Origin of the sequence: Halomonas hibernica, assembly GCF_013183775.1 — a bacterium.
Taxonomy (GTDB): Bacteria; Pseudomonadota; Gammaproteobacteria; order Pseudomonadales; family Halomonadaceae; genus Vreelandella; species Vreelandella citrativorans.
The window spans coordinates 292379-310059 of sequence record NZ_VIFN01000003.1 but is presented as its reverse complement, the minus strand read 5'-3'; the positions used below and the strand labels follow the sequence as shown (position 1 = coordinate 310059).

At 53.0% G+C, this 17681-nt stretch carries 21 protein-coding genes; 15 read left to right on the top strand and 6 right to left on the bottom strand.

Going from position 1 to position 17681, the window contains the following annotated elements; translation table 11 throughout:
* Positions 1 to 186: 186 nt before the first annotated feature.
* Positions 187 to 1056 (bottom strand): LysR family transcriptional regulator, encoded by an 870-nt coding sequence (locus FKN99_RS07500; protein ID WP_172117271.1) that lies wholly within the window; start codon positions 1054 to 1056, stop codon positions 187 to 189.
* A gap of 122 nt (positions 1057 to 1178) precedes the next feature.
* Here FKN99_RS07500 and FKN99_RS07495 point away from each other — a divergent pair, with 122 nt between their 5' ends.
* Positions 1179 to 2045 carry a cation diffusion facilitator family transporter gene (locus FKN99_RS07495; RefSeq protein ID WP_172117270.1) on the top strand — a complete coding sequence of 289 codons (867 nt, stop codon included), beginning with the start codon at positions 1179 to 1181 and terminating at the stop codon, positions 2043 to 2045.
* A 99-nt stretch (positions 2046 to 2144) separates the two neighbouring features.
* Here FKN99_RS07495 and FKN99_RS07490 read toward each other — a convergent pair whose 3' ends face one another.
* Positions 2145 to 2330 (bottom strand): DUF3008 family protein, encoded by a 186-nt coding sequence (locus FKN99_RS07490; protein WP_172117269.1) that lies wholly within the window; start codon positions 2328 to 2330, stop codon positions 2145 to 2147.
* Positions 2331 to 2454: 124 nt separating this feature from the next.
* Here FKN99_RS07490 and ybaK point away from each other — a divergent pair, with 124 nt between their 5' ends.
* The 6 genes from ybaK to FKN99_RS07460 all read left to right on the top strand — a co-directional run bounded on the left by ybaK (position 2455) and on the right by FKN99_RS07460 (position 9463).
* Positions 2455 to 2922, top strand: coding sequence for a Cys-tRNA(Pro) deacylase (ybaK, locus tag FKN99_RS07485; RefSeq protein WP_172117268.1), 468 nt, complete (start codon positions 2455 to 2457; stop codon positions 2920 to 2922).
* A 105-nt stretch (positions 2923 to 3027) separates the two neighbouring features.
* Positions 3028 to 4425 (top strand): ATP-dependent RNA helicase DbpA, encoded by a 1398-nt coding sequence (dbpA, locus tag FKN99_RS07480; protein ID WP_172117267.1) that lies wholly within the window; start codon positions 3028 to 3030, stop codon positions 4423 to 4425.
* A 62-nt stretch (positions 4426 to 4487) separates the two neighbouring features.
* Positions 4488 to 5363, top strand: coding sequence for a PA4780 family RIO1-like protein kinase (locus FKN99_RS07475; RefSeq protein WP_172117266.1), 876 nt, complete (start codon positions 4488 to 4490; stop codon positions 5361 to 5363).
* 93 nt (positions 5364 to 5456) lie between these two features.
* Entirely contained in the window at positions 5457 to 6512 is a 1056-nt protein-coding gene (locus FKN99_RS07470) for an AbrB family transcriptional regulator (protein ID WP_172117265.1), read from the top strand.
* Positions 6513 to 6530: 18 nt separating this feature from the next.
* Positions 6531 to 8399, top strand: coding sequence for an ABC transporter ATP-binding protein (locus tag FKN99_RS07465; protein WP_172117264.1), 1869 nt, complete (start codon positions 6531 to 6533; stop codon positions 8397 to 8399).
* 56 nt (positions 8400 to 8455) lie between these two features.
* Positions 8456 to 9463, top strand: coding sequence for a zinc-dependent alcohol dehydrogenase family protein (locus FKN99_RS07460; RefSeq protein ID WP_172117263.1), 1008 nt, complete (start codon positions 8456 to 8458; stop codon positions 9461 to 9463).
* Between the two features lie 62 nt (positions 9464 to 9525).
* Here FKN99_RS07460 and FKN99_RS07455 read toward each other — a convergent pair whose 3' ends face one another.
* Complete coding sequence (locus FKN99_RS07455) at positions 9526 to 9792, bottom strand: hypothetical protein (protein WP_172117262.1); 267 nt, start codon at positions 9790 to 9792, stop codon at positions 9526 to 9528.
* A 163-nt stretch (positions 9793 to 9955) separates the two neighbouring features.
* Here FKN99_RS07455 and FKN99_RS17895 point away from each other — a divergent pair, with 163 nt between their 5' ends.
* A complete protein-coding gene (locus tag FKN99_RS17895) occupies positions 9956 to 10264 on the top strand; it encodes a hypothetical protein (protein ID WP_253926992.1) in 309 nt (102 codons plus the stop codon).
* Here the strand turns inward: FKN99_RS17895 and FKN99_RS07445 are convergent.
* Positions 10200 to 10931, bottom strand: coding sequence for a YebC/PmpR family DNA-binding transcriptional regulator (locus FKN99_RS07445; RefSeq protein WP_087106400.1), 732 nt, complete (start codon positions 10929 to 10931; stop codon positions 10200 to 10202). The genes FKN99_RS17895 and FKN99_RS07445 overlap by 65 nt on opposite strands.
* Before the next feature lie 201 nt (positions 10932 to 11132).
* Between FKN99_RS07445 and FKN99_RS07440 the strand changes: the two genes are divergently transcribed.
* Both FKN99_RS07440 and FKN99_RS07435 read left to right on the top strand, forming a co-directional pair.
* Positions 11133 to 11756 carry a LysE family translocator gene (locus tag FKN99_RS07440; RefSeq protein WP_172117261.1) on the top strand — a complete coding sequence of 208 codons (624 nt, stop codon included), beginning with the start codon at positions 11133 to 11135 and terminating at the stop codon, positions 11754 to 11756.
* 102 nt (positions 11757 to 11858) lie between these two features.
* On the top strand, positions 11859 to 12344 hold the full coding sequence (locus tag FKN99_RS07435; RefSeq protein WP_172117260.1) for a glutathione peroxidase: 486 nt from the start codon (positions 11859 to 11861) through the stop codon (positions 12342 to 12344).
* Between the two features lie 38 nt (positions 12345 to 12382).
* Here FKN99_RS07435 and FKN99_RS07430 read toward each other — a convergent pair whose 3' ends face one another.
* Positions 12383 to 12766, bottom strand: coding sequence for a DUF7079 family protein (locus FKN99_RS07430; RefSeq protein WP_087106394.1), 384 nt, complete (start codon positions 12764 to 12766; stop codon positions 12383 to 12385).
* Between the two features lie 157 nt (positions 12767 to 12923).
* Between FKN99_RS07430 and fabV the strand changes: the two genes are divergently transcribed.
* From fabV to FKN99_RS07405, 5 genes are all read left to right on the top strand, one after another.
* Complete coding sequence (fabV, locus tag FKN99_RS07425; RefSeq protein WP_172117259.1) at positions 12924 to 14132, top strand: enoyl-ACP reductase FabV; 1209 nt, start codon at positions 12924 to 12926, stop codon at positions 14130 to 14132.
* Between the two features lie 205 nt (positions 14133 to 14337).
* On the top strand, positions 14338 to 14589 hold the full coding sequence (locus tag FKN99_RS07420) for a hypothetical protein (protein ID WP_172117258.1): 252 nt from the start codon (positions 14338 to 14340) through the stop codon (positions 14587 to 14589).
* Positions 14590 to 14748: 159 nt separating this feature from the next.
* The gene (locus tag FKN99_RS07415; RefSeq protein ID WP_172117257.1) at positions 14749 to 15312 is read left to right on the top strand and encodes a PRC-barrel domain-containing protein; all 564 of its coding nucleotides are present in this window, start codon (positions 14749 to 14751) and stop codon (positions 15310 to 15312) included.
* A gap of 224 nt (positions 15313 to 15536) precedes the next feature.
* Positions 15537 to 15884 (top strand): hypothetical protein, encoded by a 348-nt coding sequence (locus FKN99_RS07410; RefSeq protein WP_172117256.1) that lies wholly within the window; start codon positions 15537 to 15539, stop codon positions 15882 to 15884.
* A 152-nt stretch (positions 15885 to 16036) separates the two neighbouring features.
* Positions 16037 to 16876 carry a PRC-barrel domain-containing protein gene (locus FKN99_RS07405; protein WP_172117255.1) on the top strand — a complete coding sequence of 280 codons (840 nt, stop codon included), beginning with the start codon at positions 16037 to 16039 and terminating at the stop codon, positions 16874 to 16876.
* 168 nt (positions 16877 to 17044) lie between these two features.
* Here FKN99_RS07405 and FKN99_RS07400 read toward each other — a convergent pair whose 3' ends face one another.
* The gene (locus tag FKN99_RS07400) at positions 17045 to 17632 is read right to left on the bottom strand and encodes a bactofilin family protein (RefSeq protein WP_172117254.1); all 588 of its coding nucleotides are present in this window, start codon (positions 17630 to 17632) and stop codon (positions 17045 to 17047) included.
* Between the last annotated feature and the right edge of the window lie 49 nt (positions 17633 to 17681).

Below are 17681 nucleotides of genomic sequence, written 5' to 3'. Positions count from 1 at the left end.
GTTGACGGCAACATCGACACTGGCAGCTACATCTTACGCCTAGATGACACTTGCCTGTGTCGTTCCTCTGGCGTGTCTTTAAATCTCCTTGTGAGGCACTTTTTTATAGCGTGGAAGGATATTGCACTTTTTTCCACTGCTATATTTCACCGAAGTGACCACTCCTGCATTTCAGCGAAGTGACCACTACTGCGCATTGCCTAGAAAACGCGCCACTTTGTTAAGGAGTGCGGTGGCCACTACGCCCAGGTTTTCACTCTCTACATAGCGGTAATAGTGGCTTTCCAGGGCAAGGTCGTGATTCAGTGAGCAGAGCTGATCACTTTCCAATGCTTCTTTAACCAGCGGGTGAGGAAGTAGTGCCCATCCCGTGCCGTTTATTACCGCATCTCGGATCACCTCAAACATGGTGAAGCCCAGGTAGTTAGCGGAAAAAAGCGCTTCGCTGACCAGTTTGTCGTCCTGAATGTGGGTTAAGCAGACTTGCGTGTATTGGGCGAGATCATCGCGATTGACGCTGGGGAGCCGACTCAGTGGGTGCTGTGGAGAGGCCACTAAGCGCATACTCACAGGTGCCAGGTTGGCTGCGTGGGGGGCAACGCCTTCGGCGGTATAAAGCCCAAACGCAATATCGACAGTTTGGCGCAGAATAAATTGGCTGTGCTCCTGCGGTGGAACAAGATAAACCGATACCGCGGTCAGCGGGAACTGCTGCTTTAAATCGTGCATGACCTGGTGCCAGAACCGCTCAGGAAGCGCATCATCGCGGGCAATGCACAGCTGGTTTTCGACCCCTTGCAGATGTTGGTGGCAATGCTTTTTGATTCGGCTGGCGCTTGTCAGTAGCCGGTAACAGTCGGGGAGTACGCTTTCACCTACGGCAGTTAGTGTCAGGCTATTTCCCGAGCGTTCAAACAGTGCCACCCCCAGGCTATCTTCCAGCGCATGGACCGCCGCACTTAGCGTACCGCGCTTTATACCTGACTGCCGCGCAGCGGCGGCAAATGAGCCGTGCTCAGTAACTTCAACAAATGCCTGGACTTGTTCAGCTCGCATACGGAGTCTCGTGGTTGAGTGCTATTTTTTTTAGCGCTGAGTGATTCGTTAAACGTTAGTACACCCTTTACCATGCAGCACGATTTCCTACAATACTGCTAAATCAGAACGGAGTTTTCTGCGTGACCCCCTTTATTGCTGAGCGCCGTGCGCTAAGATTTTCAGCTATTTCAGCAAGCTTTTTTGCGCTGTCTGGCTTGGTCTTGGGATTAGCCAGTGGCTCTATCACGATTTTATTCGATAGCGGATATTCACTGTTAAGCCTTGTTCTGGCTTCGCTCTCACTGCTTGCGTTACAGCATGCCCGCAAACCCGCGGATGATCACTACCCCTTTGGGCGGCTAACGGTAGAGCCGCTAGCGGTGTTGCTCAAAGGCGTGGTGATTGCGCTGGTGTGTCTGTTCTCTTTAGTGTCAGCCATGTGGAGCCTGGCGCAGGGCGGACGCTTGGTGACACTTGATTTGGCCTTGTTATTTGGTGTCGCTAACGTGAGCGGCTGTTTGTTGACCTGGTGGTGGCTAAAGCGCTATGCCCGTATTGCTCGCTCCTCCTTATTGGCGGCTGAGCTGCGTCAGTGGCAAATGGATACCTGGTTAAGCGCGGCGGTAATGCTTGGTTTTGCACTTACCTGGGGACTCACGTTAACGCCCTGGGCAAGTTATGCGCGGTTGGCTGACCCGGTAATGGTGCTGATCATTGCAGGCTACTTTTTACCCATGCCTATCCGCATGGTGCGTGGAGCGCTTCGCGAACTAATGTTTGGCGAACCCATGGGCAGCATTCGCCAGGACATGGTGGAAGAGATCGCCGAGTTTGATATCGCCAGTGACGATGTGCGCCTGGCGCAGGTGGGCAGCTTTCTGATGGTGGATATCCAGCTCGACAAGCAACAGATCGATGATGCTGAAGAGATTGTAGAGAGCGTTGAACAGCACTGCTTGCAGCGTAATTTGCGCCCCGTCACCAGCATTACCCTGGTGGCCACGTAAACCGGGGGGAATAGCACTGTCACTTTCGTTAGTGTTCATCATAACGCCTGCTTAATGAAGCGGGCGTTATGATGTAAAAGCGGAGCACTACAAGCGCAGTTAATCGTCTTTCTTCTCTGGTTTGCCTTTGCGCTCGGTGCTTGCCATCTCCTCAAGCTCCTCTTCGCTCATTGAGTTGTACATATCCCTGGAAGCATCATAAAGCTCACTGGGCTTGATTTCTCCACGTTTGGCGGAAAGGGCAGCGCCTGCGGCTTTTTGCTGGGCTTTCGATGTGGCTGGCATAATTAAGGCTCCTTTAGGTTGACTTCCCTTTAGCGCTTACGCTATTTAGCGTAGCAGGCAGGAATAGGCTTTCCAGAGCGCGCCACAAGGGCTGCCCAACTTTACTAAACATCAAGAGAGCGTCATGACACCAGCCATTAATACGGCCAAAAAAGCGGGTATACCGTTTGAAATTCATGAGTATCAGCACGATGTAGCGGCGGAGTCTTACGGCTTGGAAGCCGCTGAAAAACTGGGGGTGGCCGTCGAGCAAGTATTCAAGACCCTGGTAGTAACGCTGGACGGCAAGACGCTTGCTGTGGGGATCGTGCCGGTCACTCATCAGTTGGGCCTAAAGCAGATTGCCAAGGCCGCTGGGGCTAAAAAAGCCGTCATGGGGGTGCCTGCCGAGGTCGAGCGTGCCACTGGTTACGTGTTGGGTGGGGTAAGCCCCTTGGGGCAGAAAAAACGCCTGGCAACCTATATTGATGCGTCGGCTGCGGGCTTTGCCACTATTTTTGTCAGCGCCGGGCGGCGCGGGCTTGAAATTGAGCTGGCGCCCAATGACCTGGCAACCCTTTGTAAGGCTGAGCTTGCGCCACTGGCGGTATGAGATGCACGCAGGGGCAGGCACTTTCTGGTATGGTGCTTCACATTAAAGTGTATCCGTATTAGTTACCTCTTTTACTGGCCGTTAAACGGCCCTGCAGGTTTTATTGTGTCAGACGCCTCCTTCTCGTCGCTCGCCTTACCGGCCACGCTGCTTACTAACCTTGAGTCGCTGGGTTATCACCAGATGACGCCTGTTCAGGCGCAAAGCCTGCCGCCTATGCTGGCCGGGCGGGATGTGCTGGCACAGGCCAAAACAGGCTCGGGCAAAACAGCGGCGTTTGGTTTGGCGCTACTCGCTGAACTACGGGTTGAAGTATTTTCTGTACAGGGGCTGGTACTTTGCCCCACTCGTGAGCTTGCTGATCAGGTAGCCGAAGAGCTGCGCCGTTTGGCGCGGGCCATGGCTAACGTTAAAGTATTAACACTGTGTGGCGGAGCGCCGTTTGGGCCACAGTTAGGCTCGCTTGAGCATGGCGCGCATATTGTTGTTGGTACCCCGGGGCGTATTGAAGAGCATCTGCGTAAAGGTTCGTTGACGCTGGGTTCGCTAAGCACACTTGTGCTGGACGAGGCGGATCGCATGCTCGATATGGGCTTTCAGGCATCATTGGACGCGATCATTGCGGAAACCCCGGCGGATCGCCAGACGCTGCTATTTAGCGCTACCTTCCCTGATGAACAGGAGTCCGGTGGCTTGGCGGCCATGACGCGCGGCGTCATGATGGATCCTGTCAGCGTTAAAGTGGCTGAGGTGCATGACGCCACTACCATTGATCAGCACTTCTATGAAGTGCCTAGTGAAGATGCCCGCTTTGGTGCGCTTAAACAGCTGTTGCTGGTCAACCGTCCGACGACCAGCGTGGTGTTTTGCAACACCAAGCGCGAAACCCAGACGGTAGCCGATAGCCTAGTGGATGCCGGTTTTAGCGCGGTGGCGCTGCACGGTGATTTAGAGCAAAAAGACCGTGATCGTATTTTGATACTCTTTGCCAACCAAAGTGCGTCAATCCTGGTGGCCACCGACGTGGCGGCACGTGGCCTGGATATTGCGCAATTGGATGCGGTGTTTAACTATCAAATTGCCCGTGAGCTAGAGGTCCATGTCCACCGCGTAGGGCGTACCGGGCGGGCTGGCGCCAGTGGCATTGCCTGTACACTGGTAACCCCTCAAGAAACCTATCGCCTGGGGCGCTTGGCAGAGCTTCTGAGCGAGCAGCTCACTACGGAAGCGCTTCCTAAAGCCACACAAACAGCCCCCTTTGAACCTCCCATGGCGACGCTGCAATTAGCCGGTGGTAAAAAGGATAAACTGCGGCCAGGCGATATTTTGGGTGCCCTGACCAGCGAGGGCGGGCTGCGCGGTGATCAGGTCGGTAAAATTAAAGTGTTGGCCCGCAGTGCTTATGTCGCGGTTGAGCGCAGCGCTGTTCAAAAAGCTCAGGCCAAACTCGAACGTGACAAACTAAAAGGACGCGCCTTTCGTGTGCGTCGCATTCGCTACTGAGTGCCAGAAACTGTCCCTACTTCTAACTGTTTCTACTTCTATAGGAGCCATTGCAGCTAGCCATGAAAACACCCAAACGATTACAGCCCCTGGTCGATGACGGCCTGATCGATGAGGTGCTGACGCAGTTGATGAGCGGCAAGGAAGCACAGGTTTACGTGGTGCGCTGTGGCGAAGAGGTACGCTGTGCCAAGGTATTTAAAGAGGCTAAACAGCGCAGCTTTAAGCAGGCGGTACAGTACCAGGAAGGGCGTAAAGAGCGTAATAGCCGGCGTGCCCGGGCCATGGCGAAGAAGACCCGCTATGGTCAAAAAGAGCAGGAGCAAGCGTGGCTAACTGCGGAAGTAGACGCGCTCTATCGCCTTGCCGCAGCTGATGTACGCGTACCCAAGCCTTTCGGTTTTGTGGATGGTGTGCTGCTCATGGAGATGATTACCGATGCCGAGGGCACTGTTGCGCCACGCCTGGATGACGTAACACTGACCCACGAGCAAGCGCTGCGCTATCACGATAAAGTCATCAAGGATGTGGTGCGCATGCTCTGCGCTGGCCTGATCCACGGTGACTTGTCGGAATTTAACGTGCTGGTAGATGCCGAGGGGCCAGTCATTATTGACCTGCCCCAGGCCGTGGATGCTGCTGGTAACAATAGCGCCGCTGCCATGCTAGAGCGTGACGTTAATAACATGCGCGCCTACTTTGGCCACTATGCGCCTGAATTGCTAAAGACCCACTATGGCAAAGAGATGTGGGCGCTTTATGAGGCAGGCGAGCTGCATCCAGAGAGTAAGTTGACCGGCCACTTCGACTTCGACACCCATATCGCCAATGTCGATGAGTTGATGGAAGTGATCGATGATGCCAAGGAAGAAGAGGCTGAGCGTCAGGCGCGGATGCGCGATGACGAGGATGACGGCGAGATTCCCCAGCCCTACTGACCCCTCAATGTGCATCGGCAGTGATAAACTGCCGCATATTTAGCGGGTTAACAAACCAACCCGCTGGGATAGGTTGCGGTAGCGAGGGCTGGTGTGAAAGGTGTTGTAAGTACAAGAAGTGCAAAAGGACTGTTAACGTCGCTCATCGTTGGCGCGATAGGTGGCACGATTTTTCAACTTACCGGTTTACCGCTTGCCTGGATGCTTGGTCCTCTGGTTGCCAATCTGCTGGTTTCCTCTCGGGGCGTTAACGTTGTAGTGCCGGAGCGCCTGCGCAATGTTTTTCTCGCTGTTATGGGGTTGGTGTTAGGCAGCCAGGTGACACCGGAGCTCGCTCAGCGGGTGGTCGACTGGCCAATATCAGCTGTGCTATTGCTAGCGGGCATTAGCGCCTCCACGGTGGTGGCTTCGGCCTGGTATCGGCGCTGTGGGTTTGATTCCGTCAGCGCTTGGTTTGCCGCCGCTCCCGGCGCCATGACCGCGATGATTATCCTGGGCGACAAATGTGGCGGCGACCCTCCGCGTATTGCTATTGCCCAATCGCTTCGCGTGATTTTGGTGATTTTAGTGTTACCTCCTCTTTTTTGGGCCTACGAGGGCGGGGAGGGTGGCATGGCGTTGCGGGCCAATGAGTTTGAACATGCCTGGATGCTATTGCTTATTCCTCTGCTACTGCCGCTCGGGCGCTGGCTACGTTTTCCTACCCCCGCCTTATTGGTACCGCTGCTTACCGCTGCGCTGCTTTCAGGGTTTGATATTGCCAGTCTTCGCTTGCCTGACTGGGGAATGAACCTGATGCTTTGGGTATTGGGCAGCGCAATCGGTTCTCGTTTTAAAGGCATGACGCGACGGTTGTGGGGGCGCTATTTATGGCAGTCAGGCATTGCCACGCTGTTGGCGCTTATGGTGTTGGCCTTGTTTGCCGAATTGATTCATCAGTTTGTGGGCGTTGGCCGTGATGTCGCTCTGCTGGCGCTGGCACCCGGCGGGGTTGGTGAGATGGCCATTTTGGCGGTGGCGCTTAATATTGACCCGGTATTCGTCGCATTTCACCACCTTCTTCGCATGGTAACGTTGATGGTTTTTGCGCCATTTTGGGCTCGCTGGCTTTTACGGCATCAGGCATCTAACCCTACTAATGATCGATAAGTAACGTAAGGAACGTTCATGTTTTCTCGTATGCTGCAGCCGCTATTTCGTTACTTTGAAACGCGCGTAGATCCTTACCCCATGGAGGAGGTTCAAACACCGCCTAAAGGCCTGTTGCCCTTCATCAAGCACTTCTCGCGCCCGGTATTGCCGTTGCTGATTGCCATGACGCTATTTACTGCGCTGGTGTCATCTGCGGAGGTGGTTTTCTTTAACTACATGGGACAACTGGTTGATTGGCTGGGCAATGTAGAGCGTGAAGGCTTTTGGGCTGCGAATGGCCTTTGGTTGACCGGGGTAGGTGTGTTGATGCTTGTGGGGCTGCCGCTGCTGGTGCTGGCTCAATCGTTGGTTACTCATCAAAGTATCTTCGGCAATTACCCGATGATTGGCCGTTGGCTCTCGCATCGTCATATGCTCAATCAAAGCCTGGCTTTTTATCAGGACGAGTTTGCCGGGCGGGTGTCCCAAAAAGTGATGCAAACCGCCCTGGCGATCCGCGAAACGGTCACCAAGGTGATGGGTCTTTTGGTCTATGCCATTGTGTATTTCACCGGTGCGGCGATTTTGTTGGGGCGGGCCGATTTGTGGCTATTGCTCCCTTTGGGGCTTTGGCTTGTTGGGTATCTGGCCATCATGCGCTTTTTTGTTCCTCGGCTGCGTGATGTGTCCATGGCGCAGGCCGATGCCCGCGCGCAGATGACTGGGCGCGTGGTCGACAGCTACAGCAATATTCAAACCATAAAGCTATTTGCGGATACCGAGCGTGAGCAGCGCTATGCACGTGATGCCATGGAAGGGTTCATGGAAACTGTGCACCGGCAGATGCGTCTGGTCACCATTATGAGTGTCAGCCTAACGCTACTAAATACCGCGCTGCTGGTAGGCACGGCAGGTATGGCGATTAGCACCTGGTATTACGACGCCATTTCGCTAGGCGTATTAACCATCGCGATTGCGCTGGTGATGCGCATTCGCTTTATGTCTGACTGGATTTTATGGGAAGTGGCGGGCTTGTTTGAAAATATTGGTACGGTACAGGATGGCATGAACACTATTGCTCGCGAACCGACCATCAGTGATGTGCCCAATGCGCCCGCCCTCCATGTACCAGCGGGTAAAATTCATTTTGACGCGCTGCGCTTTGGCTACGAGCAGGCCAAAGGCGAAAGCCGAACTGTGTTTGATGGGTTGAACCTGACAATCGCCCCCGGTGAGAAAATTGGCCTGATTGGTCGTTCAGGCGCGGGTAAATCGACCCTCGCTAACCTGCTGCTGCGTTTTTATGATGTTCAGGGCGGGCGCATTCTTATCGATGATCAGGACATCGCTCAGGTCACGCAAACCTCGTTGCGTCACCAGATTGGCATGGTGACCCAGGATACCTCGCTTTTGCACCGTTCACTGCGCGATAACATTCGTTACGGCACCCCACAGGCAGATGATGAAGCGGTATGGGCCGCCGTATGCCGTGCCCATGCGGATGCGTTCATTAACGACCTGGTGGACCCTCAGGGGCGTCGTGGGTTAGACGCACATGTGGGCGAGCGCGGCGTTAAGCTGTCGGGCGGCCAGCGCCAACGTATTGCCATCGCGCGCGTGCTGTTGAAAAACGCGCCTATTTTGGTATTGGATGAAGCCACGTCGGCGCTGGACTCTGAAGTGGAAGCCGCCATTCAAGAGCAGTTGGATACGTTAATGGAAGGTAAAACGGTTATTGCTATTGCCCATCGTCTCTCTACCATTGCAATGCTTGATCGACTGATCGTGGTCGAGCAGGGGCGTATTGTAGAAAGCGGCACGCATACTGAGTTGCTCGCTCAAGACGGCATTTATGCGGGGCTATGGAAGCGCCAGTCGGGCGGCTTTCTTGGGGTCGATATGTGATGTTTCTGATCCTCTGCTAACGTATTCCAGATGACAGCTAACCTAGGAGATCGACAATGCAAGTGGTAACGCTACAGGCCCCAGGCGGGCTGGATAAACTTAATGTGCAGGATGCCACGGCGCCTGGCGCACCTGCAGCGGGCGAGATTCGCGTACGCATTCATGCAAGCTCGCTGAATTTCCATGACTACGGCGTCGTGGCGGGCATAATGCCGACCGCTGACGGCCGTATTCCCATGTCGGATGGGGCGGGCATTGTTGAAGAGGTCGGTGAGGGAGTATCCGAGTTTTCAGTGGGTGATCGCGTGGTATCGACGTTCTTCCCCTACTGGTTGGAAGGCCCTGCACGCATTGCGGATTTTACGACAACGCCTGGCGATGGTGTTGATGGCTATGCCTGTGAACAGGTGGTTCGCCCGGCACAGTGGTTTACCCATCAGCCGAAGGGGTATAGCCATGCTGAGTCGGCAACGCTCACTACCGCAGGGTTAACGGCATGGCGTGCACTTGTGGTGGATGGCGGCTTGAAAGCAGGTGATACGGTTTTGGTGCTGGGCTCTGGCGGTGTATCCATATTTGCGTTGCAGTTTGCACGCATGATGGGCGCCCACGTTATCGCGACGTCATCTTCCAACGCGAAATGCGAGCGGTTACGTGAATTGGGCGCTACCCATACGATTAACTACAAGGAAACCCCTGAATGGGGCAAGCAGGTTAATGAGCTGACGGATGGTCAAGGCGTTGATCATATTGTCGAAGTAGGCGGGCCTGGAACGCTACCGCAATCTATCGAAGCGATCAAAATTGGTGGGCATATCTCATTGATTGGTGTGCTGACAGGCCGCCAGGGCGACATTCCAACTGCGAAGCTAATGGCGAAGCAGGCGCGTTTGGAGGGCCTGATTGTGGGCAGTCGTCGCCATCAGATAGAGATGATCAAGGCTATTGAGGCTAACGATATGCGCCCCATTATTGATCGGGAGTTTGCATTAGCCGAGATTGCGGAGGCTTTTCGCTACCAGGAGGCAGGCAAGCATCTAGGAAAAATTTGTTTAACGTTCTAAAAGCGTTTACGTGTGATCTTTACCAGCACTGCCCACAAGGAGGTGCTGGTAGAGCAAGGTGGTTATTCTGCTAAACGGCTATACACGACGCCCTTGATTTCAAGCTCCCAGATATGCTCATAAGGCACGGTGATGCTATCCACCTCATCAGGATCATCGTGACTTTTGTGTAGCTGCTGTTCGGGAATGACCGTTGCATCCATTTTGCGGGCGAGCTGAATGCGCGCACTAAACCGGTTGCCAGCCTGGTCAATAAGAACGCGCTCTCCCGACATGCATTTTTCAAGCTTGGCGTAGAGCTCTGCCTCGCTAACATGAACAATACTCATGGTCGCCTCCTGCGTAACATGAAATGGTTGCGGATAATGGTTATCTCTGAAGATGTCATTTTAGTCGATAAGTTCGAATAGCTCCGCAGAGATTTATCCTCAAGATACTAACCTTGTTCTTGTTGAATGTATTGACCGTAAACCTCAGAGCGTTCGTTGTTTGATGGCGCCTACTTATCAAGCGTCTGTCCATACAGAGCGACAGCGTTTGGCGGTGTATTGCCGAGGCAGTGAGGTGTGGCAGCAGTTTTTGTTTATTACCGACCTAACCGTGCAGGGGAAGCAGGTGCTGAGCGATGCCGGTATTAACCCCGCGCTGTTGTCACCGAATGCTGCGCTGGGTGGTCATGCGGCGTTGGCCGTCAGCAATACGCTGACGGCCACTTTAAACGTACCGAGCGTGCTATTTACGCTGTCTCTTCGGGTAGCTCTGCGCTATGAAAGACGTTTTGTACATCGTCCAGATCGGTGAGCATGCCCACAAATTTTTCAAATAGCGCCACGTCATCGCCTTCGAGCGGCGTGGTGTTTTGCGGCAGAAACTGAATTTCATCAATTTCAAAATCGAGCTCACCGAACGCATTCAGCAGGGCTTGCTTGGCTTTAGAATATTCGGTGTGTGGCGCATAAACCGTAATACGCGCTTCTTCCTGCTCAATGTCGGTCACATCAACATCGGCTTCCATTAGAGCTTCAAGCACCGCCTCTTCTTCCTGGCCGACAAACGCAAAAATCGCGCAGTGATCGAACATGTGGCTAACGCTGCCGGGGGTGCCAATCTTGCTTTTCGTTTTGGTAAAGCAACCGCGTACATCGCCAAAGGTGCGGTTAGGGTTATCGGTTAAGCAGTCGACAATCACCATGGCGTTACCGGGGCCAAAGCCTTCGTAGCGTGCTGGAGAGAAGTCTTCGCCACCTGCGCCGCTGGCCTTGTCTAGCGCTTTATCAATAACGTGCGAGGGAACCTGATCTCTTTTCGCACGCTCTATTAAACCGCGCAGGGCAAGGTTACCGTTCGGGTCGGAGCCGCCTGCTTTTGCAACAACGTAAATTTCACGCCCGTATTTGCTGTAAACCTTGGTTTTTGCGTCGGCCGTTTTAGCCATCGATTCTTTACGGTTTTGAAACGCCCTACCCATATCGGAGTCCTTTATTAGCCGTGCCACGCCTGCCTTGACAGCAGGCGTCATTTTCATCGAAAAAGGGGCAAATTTTACCCAACAGCGTACCATGCTAACAGCGTTATTTAAGCGAGACGACGTTATACAGCAAGCAACTCAGCCGGTAACGGCATTGGCGCATGTAGACAATGATTCATTAATAAGTAAAAAGAGGAAAAAATGCCGTTCTCACTCTGGTTGTCACTCGCGGCTATCTGCGCCATGGGGGCGATGTCGCCCGGGCCCAGCCTCGCTCTGGTTTTAAAACACACGCTGGGCGGTGGGCGGTGGCCAGGCATTACCGCTGCCTTATTTCATGCGGCTGGTGTTGGATTTTATGCGCTTTTGACCGTCTGGGGGCTGGGCGCGTTAGTGACTCGTTCGCCTGACGTTTTTCAACTGGTTACCTGGGCGGGCGCCGCCTATTTAGCCTGGTTAGGCATCAAGGCGTTACGGGCTGGTAGGGCGGGGGCAATGAGTCAACAGGGGGCGGTAACCACTCGCCGTCAGGCGGCCAAAGAGGGGATGCTAGTAGCGCTGGGTAATCCCAAGCTGATTATCTTTTTTGTAGCGTTGCTGAGCCAGTTTGTTACTCCTGATATGAGTAGTATGGCAAAGATGATCGTCGTACTAACCGCTATGCTTATTGATGGTGGTTGGTACGTGCTGGTGGCGGTCGGCTTGTCGCATTCGCGGGTACTGCCTTGGTTGCAGCGCCATGCGCACTGGATCAATCGATTAACCGGCGTGCTACTGATTGCGCTGGCGCTGCGCGTTGTCATGGGGCCAATTACCTTGGGTTAATAGGCCGTTGTGCTTGGCAATAATCGATACAAGGCGCTGGTGCCATCCCTGTAGCCGTGGCAAGGTAGTGTTTATATCGCCTGGAAGGTGTAAGGCTTAATAATGACGATTTACGATCAAGACTGTTACACCCACCAAGGGCAGCCGTTTAATTTACGCGCGCTGCGTGGGCAAGTGCTGTTGGTAGTTAATGTGGCCAGCCAATGCGGATTTACGCCGCAATTAAAAGAGCTTGAGGCGTTATACCAGCGCTATCGTGACCGTGGCTTCACCGTGCTGGGGTTTCCCTGCAACCAGTTTGGCCGTCAGTCGCCGGAAAGTGCCGAGGCATTTTGTACTTTTGGTGAGCAAACGTACGGGATAAGCTTCCCGTTGATGGAAAAAATCAGTGTTAATGGTAACCACGCACACCCGCTATTTGTCATGCTGAAACAACAGGCGCCCGGGGTCTTGGGCACTCAAGCCATTAAGTGGAATTTCACCAAGTTCCTGGTTGGACGCGATGGCAGGGTCATTGCCCGTTTTGGCCCGCGAGATCATGGGCAACCCTTACGCTTGGCATTGGAAGCGGCGCTGGATCGTGAGTAGGTCATTGGCCATCAACGAACCAGAGTGTTGACGGCGGCTTAATGCTCTCCACGGGCAACCTTAACGCGGTTCATAAGCTCGACCCAGCGGTGGCGTACCATCATGGTAGTTAGCCCGGAAAAAAGCGCCCAGCCTTTGCGCCGCCACCCCTTTAAGCGCAGGTTATGGCTCACTAACTGTTGCATCAGCTTATGGTCATCAAATTTTCGCCATTCGCTGGCAATCGAAAGTTGATGGCGTGACATCACCGGGGCTAGCTCCAGGCGAAACATCCACTCAAGCTCCATCAGCGGCATGTCGTACTGGTTAATGACCTCGACCATGCGGGCGTAATCCCGTTCGCTGGGTTCGCGGTCTAGCCATAAGGGGGCCAAGGCAAGCCAAAGGTCGCCGCGCTCGTCGACTAGTTGCTGTGCGTTCATGATGGCCTCGCAGGCATTTAAAAGAAGGGGCACTATCCTGCCGTGAAAGGCAAATAAGCTCAAGAGCGGACAGCGACCGCCTGGCAAGCTAAAATAGCCGCCATGCTTACAGCATTGTCATGCTGATAATGAAATCAATCCGATAGTGAGGTTCGATGTGATTATTAAACCCAAAGTACGCGGCTTTATCTGCACGACTACTCACCCTAAAGGCTGCGAGCAAAACGTGCTTGAGCAGATTGAAGCAACCCGCGCGCGTGGTTTGGATAAAAGCGCCGGCCCCAAAAAAGTGTTGGTGATCGGGGCTTCCAGCGGTTACGGCTTGGCTGCTCGGATTACCGCTGCCTTTGGTTACGGCGCCGATACGCTGGGCGTGTTTTTTGAAAAGCCCAGCAGTGACACCAAAACCGGTACGGCGGGTTGGTACAATAGCGCAGCGTTTGACAAGTTTGCCAAGCAGGAAGGTCTTTACAGCAAGTCGATCAATGGCGATGCGTTCTCTAATGAAGCGCGTGAAAAAGCCATTGAGCTGATCAAGCAAGATATGGGCGAAATCGACCTGGTGGTGTACTCACTGGCATCGCCTGTGCGCAAGCTGCCGGATAGCGGTGAGCTCAAGCGCTCAAGCCTGAAGCCGATCGGTGAGACCTACCGCGCCACGGCCATTGATACCAATAAAGACCGGATTATCGAGGCAGAAGTGGAGCCTGCCACTCAGCAGGAAATCGACGATACCATCACCGTGATGGGTGGCGAAGATTGGGAACTGTGGATGGACGCACTGGACCAGGCGGGCGTGCTGGCCAAAGGCGCACGCAGCGTGGCGTTTAGCTATATCGGTACGGAAATTACCTGGCCGATTTACTGGCACGGCGCCTTGGGTAAAGCCAAGGAAGACCTGGACCGTGCGGCCACGGCGATTGATGACAAGCTTAAAACTAGCGGCGGCGGTGCTAATGTCGCGGTACTCAAATCTGTTGTTACCCAGGCCAGTGCAGCTATTCCGGTGATGCCGCTGTATATCGCCATGGTGTATCGCATCATGAAAGAGCAGGGCGTACACGAAGGCACCATTGATCAGCTCAATCGACTCTTTGGTGAACGGCTCTATGCCGCAGAGCAGAGCGGCGACATGGCCACGGATGATAAAGGCCGTCTGCGCTTGGATGATTGGGAGCTGCGCGACGATATCCAACAGGCTTGCCAGGATCTGTGGCCGGAAGTGACTACCGAGAATCTGTTTGATATCACCGATTACGCTGGCTATAAGCATGAATTCTTAAAACTGTTCGGCTTTGAGCGTGATGATGTTGATTACGACGCCGACGTGAACCCTAACGTTGAGTTCGATGTAGTTAATTTATAAACCGTTAAACCGGTAAGCGACTTGCTTACCGGTTTAATGAATTGCCGGGCCTTTGTGCCCGGCAATTTGCGTTTGACGCGTAAAGTCCGCTAGCGGCAGGCGCAAAATCAATCACTGTTAAATGTTTACTGCTGGATACGCAAGTCCTTGAAGGTTCTGCCATGGTTAAAAGCAGAGTGTTACTCGCTTTTACCATGGAGGAAATATGACCCGTACCGCACGAGTGGAGCCAGTTAGCGAAGACAAGGGCGACGCGATCATCGTATCGGGTTGGCGCGTTGTCGATGTTACCGAGCCTGATGCCCCTCAAGAAATATCCCGCCACGACACTGAGCCGCAAGCAATTGATGCAGCGCGCCGCTTTGAAGCCGAAACTGCCCACGAACCTGGTTCAGCGCCTGATGATACGCAGGATTACGATGCGTCTGATCCCAACGCAGGAAAAGACGTTTCGTAATAGAGTCGTTTCAACTGCGGGCCAGAAGATGCCATGAACAGACGGTGTCATGAAACTGATTGGATAAACAGGCAGCGATTATCCCGCAACTGGCGGGTATTGGTGATTTTCAATTCGCTCAACTAACTTGTAAGAGTGTGGCACTCAAGGAGAGACAGCATGAAACGGACTACATTAGCGATTGCAATTGCAGCTCTTTGCACTGGAATGTCCAGTGGCGTGTTTGCTGAGGATAACCAGCAAGAAAATGGTCAATCAGAAGGTGCGCTGGAACAACAGGAAGAGGCGGTCGATGAACAGGACGACGCTCAGGATGAGCAGCCCGCCGCTATGACAGGCGGCAACGCGGCGTCTTCTTCGGATGTTGACCAGGAGGGGAGTGATGATCCGAACGACCTGATGTCTCGCCAAATAAGTGATATCGAAGGCATGACAGTGGTCAATATGCAGGATGAAGACATTGGCGATATTGACCGGATCGTTGAGCATAAAGAGTCTGGCGAACTGTATGCGGTTATTTCCATTGGTGGCGTATGGGGGATCGGTGCCGATGAAGTGGCGCTGCCATTAGATGAAATTGAGATGAAGGACGACCAACTGGTTACCAACACCACCTATGGTAGTGAAGAGATAGAAGCGACGGCAGAGCAGTATGACGAAGACAATTTCAGCCAGATAGATAACAGTATGACCGTAACGCAGGCCCAGCAGCATCCTAATTAAGATACTGTCATGAGCATGGCCATCTAATGCCTGAAAGGCCATAACACTTTGTTCATGAGTTCGCCTTGCCTTGTATAATGAGGCAAGGCGTTTTTTTGTCGTTAAACGATTATCAAGATCGTTATTAACTTTCATACAAGTTTTAAGAAAGATGGTTTTTTATTGTTACTTTTTTCCTCCGTTGGCTAACGTTTGAAGAGTGACTCATCCAAGGAGGACATCATATGAACCGGACAATAGTAGCCATTGCTATCGGTGCTATCTTTACGAGCATTTCAACAGCCGTGTTGGCCAATGAAAATGATGCATCACAGAGCGACGGTCAGATGACCCAGCAGCAGGACAGCTCAACAGCCGGACAGCAGCAAAGTACGGACACTCCCCGTAATCAGGAACAGGGTGATACCGAGCGTGAAACTGGCACTCAAGGGCCTCAACAGAGTTCCGAAAGTGACGACTTGGATATGCCTGACCAGGCCGATATAGACAGCGACGATACGCAGAATGAACAAGGTGGTAACCGCTTGGAAGTTTTGAAAGATGAGGATGCCGACCAGACCACTGTTGAATAATGTAAAACCTCACCATTGTTTCTTGACGAGTCTTACTAAGTAAGCGGTGATAATATACGTGTTAATTTTTATTATAATTCATCGTTAGCTTTGCTCTTAGGCGCTTAGGTCTACTAGCTTTTTAAGTGCAAGCCAACACAAGGAGCAATATTATGAAACGGACAACACTAGCCATTGCTATTGGTGCGATTTGTGCAGGACTTTCAGGCGGCGCTCTGGCTCAAGACGCTAACCAGAACGACACTGACAATGCCGATCAAATGACGCAGCAGCAAGATGCTACGGCGCAAACGCAGCCACAAGGCACAGCAACTGACAGCCGTGCTCAGTCTCAGCCTAATGGCGACGAAACGATGGACGTTGAAGTCGACCAGGAGCCTGCTGAGGTAAAAGTTGAACAAGACTCTCCCAACATTCGAGTAGAGCAGTCAGAGCCGGACGTGACGGTCGAGCAGCCTGAACCCAACGTGACGATTGAACAGCCCGAGCCCAACGTTACCGTTGAAGACGCTGAGCCTAACGTTACTGTTGAGCAGGGTGGCGAGCCTGACGTTAACGTCGAGCAAGCCGATGATGCACAGGTCGACGTTAATAGCGATGACGATCAAGAACGCCAGCAGGCTGCCCAGGATAATCGTAACGACCAGGATGGCAATAATTCATTGATGTCTCACCCGGTTAGCGAGCTGGAAGGTATGGCCGTCATTAACCAGGATGGCGAAGAGATCGGTGATATTCAACATATCGCTCAACACAACGACTCTGGTGACCTGTTTGCCATTATCTCCGTCGGTGGTATCTGGGGCTTCGGCGCGACAGAAATCGCTTTGCCGATGGATGAAGTGGAGTTCCAGGATGAACAGCTCATCATGAATACCACGTATGGCAGTGACGAGATTGAAGCGTCCTCAGAGGATTATGTCGAGGATAATTATACGCAGGTCGATAGCGATATGACGCTATCCGAAGCGAAGCAGAATCAAAACCAATAAGCGATTTGATCGATAAGCGGCTTAGATGCTGACAGGAAGGGCAGGGCGTTCGCGCCTTGCCCTTTTTCTATTGATGGCTCTGTTATCAATACGATGTATCGCTATGCCCATCACTTCGGCCCTCAGCTGCGATCAGCACTAGCCAGGTGCGACTGTGCGTTTCGATACTTAGGCTTTTACCTCTTCCTGCTCTGCAAGGCTGGCCTTTTTGTCAGCAGATGACTCTTTGGTGGTCGCTCGCGTACTAACACCTGACGCATTGCCTTTCGCCGGTAACGTTTTGGTATGGGTGGGCGCGTCATTAAAGCTGTTTTTTAGCATTTCATTGTCGGCGCTCATATCAATGCTGCCGTGGAAAACGCTGCCATCTTCAAGCACAAGGCAGGGCGATACGATGGTGCCAGTCACTTGGGCGCCCTTGTGGATCGTTGCGCGGTGTAAAGCGATTAAATTACCTTCTACTTCGCCGGATACGTGCAAAGTATGAGCAAACACATCGCCTTTAAAATAGCTATTTGCGCCTAATGTGACGGTGTGCTGTTTGCAGGTGATAGTGCCGCTAACACGCCCTTTTACGGTCAAATCCTCATCACTATTGATGTCGCCTTCTACTTGCGTATGGCTACCGATAATGGAGGTGCTGGGGCGCGCATTGCTGCTGGTTGGCGTGCTCGATAGAAGCGTGTCACTTGAGTCTGGTGAGCTAGGCGGCGTCGTTTTTTGCTCGGCAGTTGCATTCTTGGCTTTATTAAACATCGTTAACTCCTGGTAAATGTCGGCCTGGCGCTTTTAAGACGTACGCGTT

Bases quoted from the DNA above. Each gene is read 5' to 3' on its own strand.
- FKN99_RS07500 (WP_172117271.1), bottom strand. From the start codon at position 1,056: ATGCGAGCTGAACAAGTCCAGGCATTTGTTGAAGTTACTGAGCACGGC.
- FKN99_RS07490 (WP_172117269.1), bottom strand. From the start codon at position 2,330: ATGCCAGCCACATCGAAAGCCCAGCAAAAAGCCGCAGGCGCTGCCCTT.
- ybaK (WP_172117268.1), top strand. From the start codon at position 2,455: ATGACACCAGCCATTAATACGGCCAAAAAAGCGGGTATACCGTTTGAA.
- FKN99_RS07475 (WP_172117266.1), top strand. From the start codon at position 4,488: ATGAAAACACCCAAACGATTACAGCCCCTGGTCGATGACGGCCTGATC.
- FKN99_RS07465 (WP_172117264.1), top strand. From the start codon at position 6,531: ATGTTTTCTCGTATGCTGCAGCCGCTATTTCGTTACTTTGAAACGCGC.
- FKN99_RS07460 (WP_172117263.1), top strand. From the start codon at position 8,456: ATGCAAGTGGTAACGCTACAGGCCCCAGGCGGGCTGGATAAACTTAAT.
- FKN99_RS07455 (WP_172117262.1), bottom strand. From the start codon at position 9,792: ATGAGTATTGTTCATGTTAGCGAGGCAGAGCTCTACGCCAAGCTTGAA.
- FKN99_RS17895 (WP_253926992.1), top strand. From the start codon at position 9,956: ATGGCGCCTACTTATCAAGCGTCTGTCCATACAGAGCGACAGCGTTTG.
- FKN99_RS07445 (WP_087106400.1), bottom strand. From the start codon at position 10,931: ATGGGTAGGGCGTTTCAAAACCGTAAAGAATCGATGGCTAAAACGGCC.
- FKN99_RS07440 (WP_172117261.1), top strand. From the start codon at position 11,133: ATGCCGTTCTCACTCTGGTTGTCACTCGCGGCTATCTGCGCCATGGGG.
- FKN99_RS07435 (WP_172117260.1), top strand. From the start codon at position 11,859: ATGACGATTTACGATCAAGACTGTTACACCCACCAAGGGCAGCCGTTT.
- FKN99_RS07430 (WP_087106394.1), bottom strand. From the start codon at position 12,766: ATGAACGCACAGCAACTAGTCGACGAGCGCGGCGACCTTTGGCTTGCC.
- FKN99_RS07420 (WP_172117258.1), top strand. From the start codon at position 14,338: ATGACCCGTACCGCACGAGTGGAGCCAGTTAGCGAAGACAAGGGCGAC.
- FKN99_RS07415 (WP_172117257.1), top strand. From the start codon at position 14,749: ATGAAACGGACTACATTAGCGATTGCAATTGCAGCTCTTTGCACTGGA.
- FKN99_RS07410 (WP_172117256.1), top strand. From the start codon at position 15,537: ATGAACCGGACAATAGTAGCCATTGCTATCGGTGCTATCTTTACGAGC.
- FKN99_RS07405 (WP_172117255.1), top strand. From the start codon at position 16,037: ATGAAACGGACAACACTAGCCATTGCTATTGGTGCGATTTGTGCAGGA.
- FKN99_RS07400 (WP_172117254.1), bottom strand. From the start codon at position 17,632: ATGTTTAATAAAGCCAAGAATGCAACTGCCGAGCAAAAAACGACGCCG.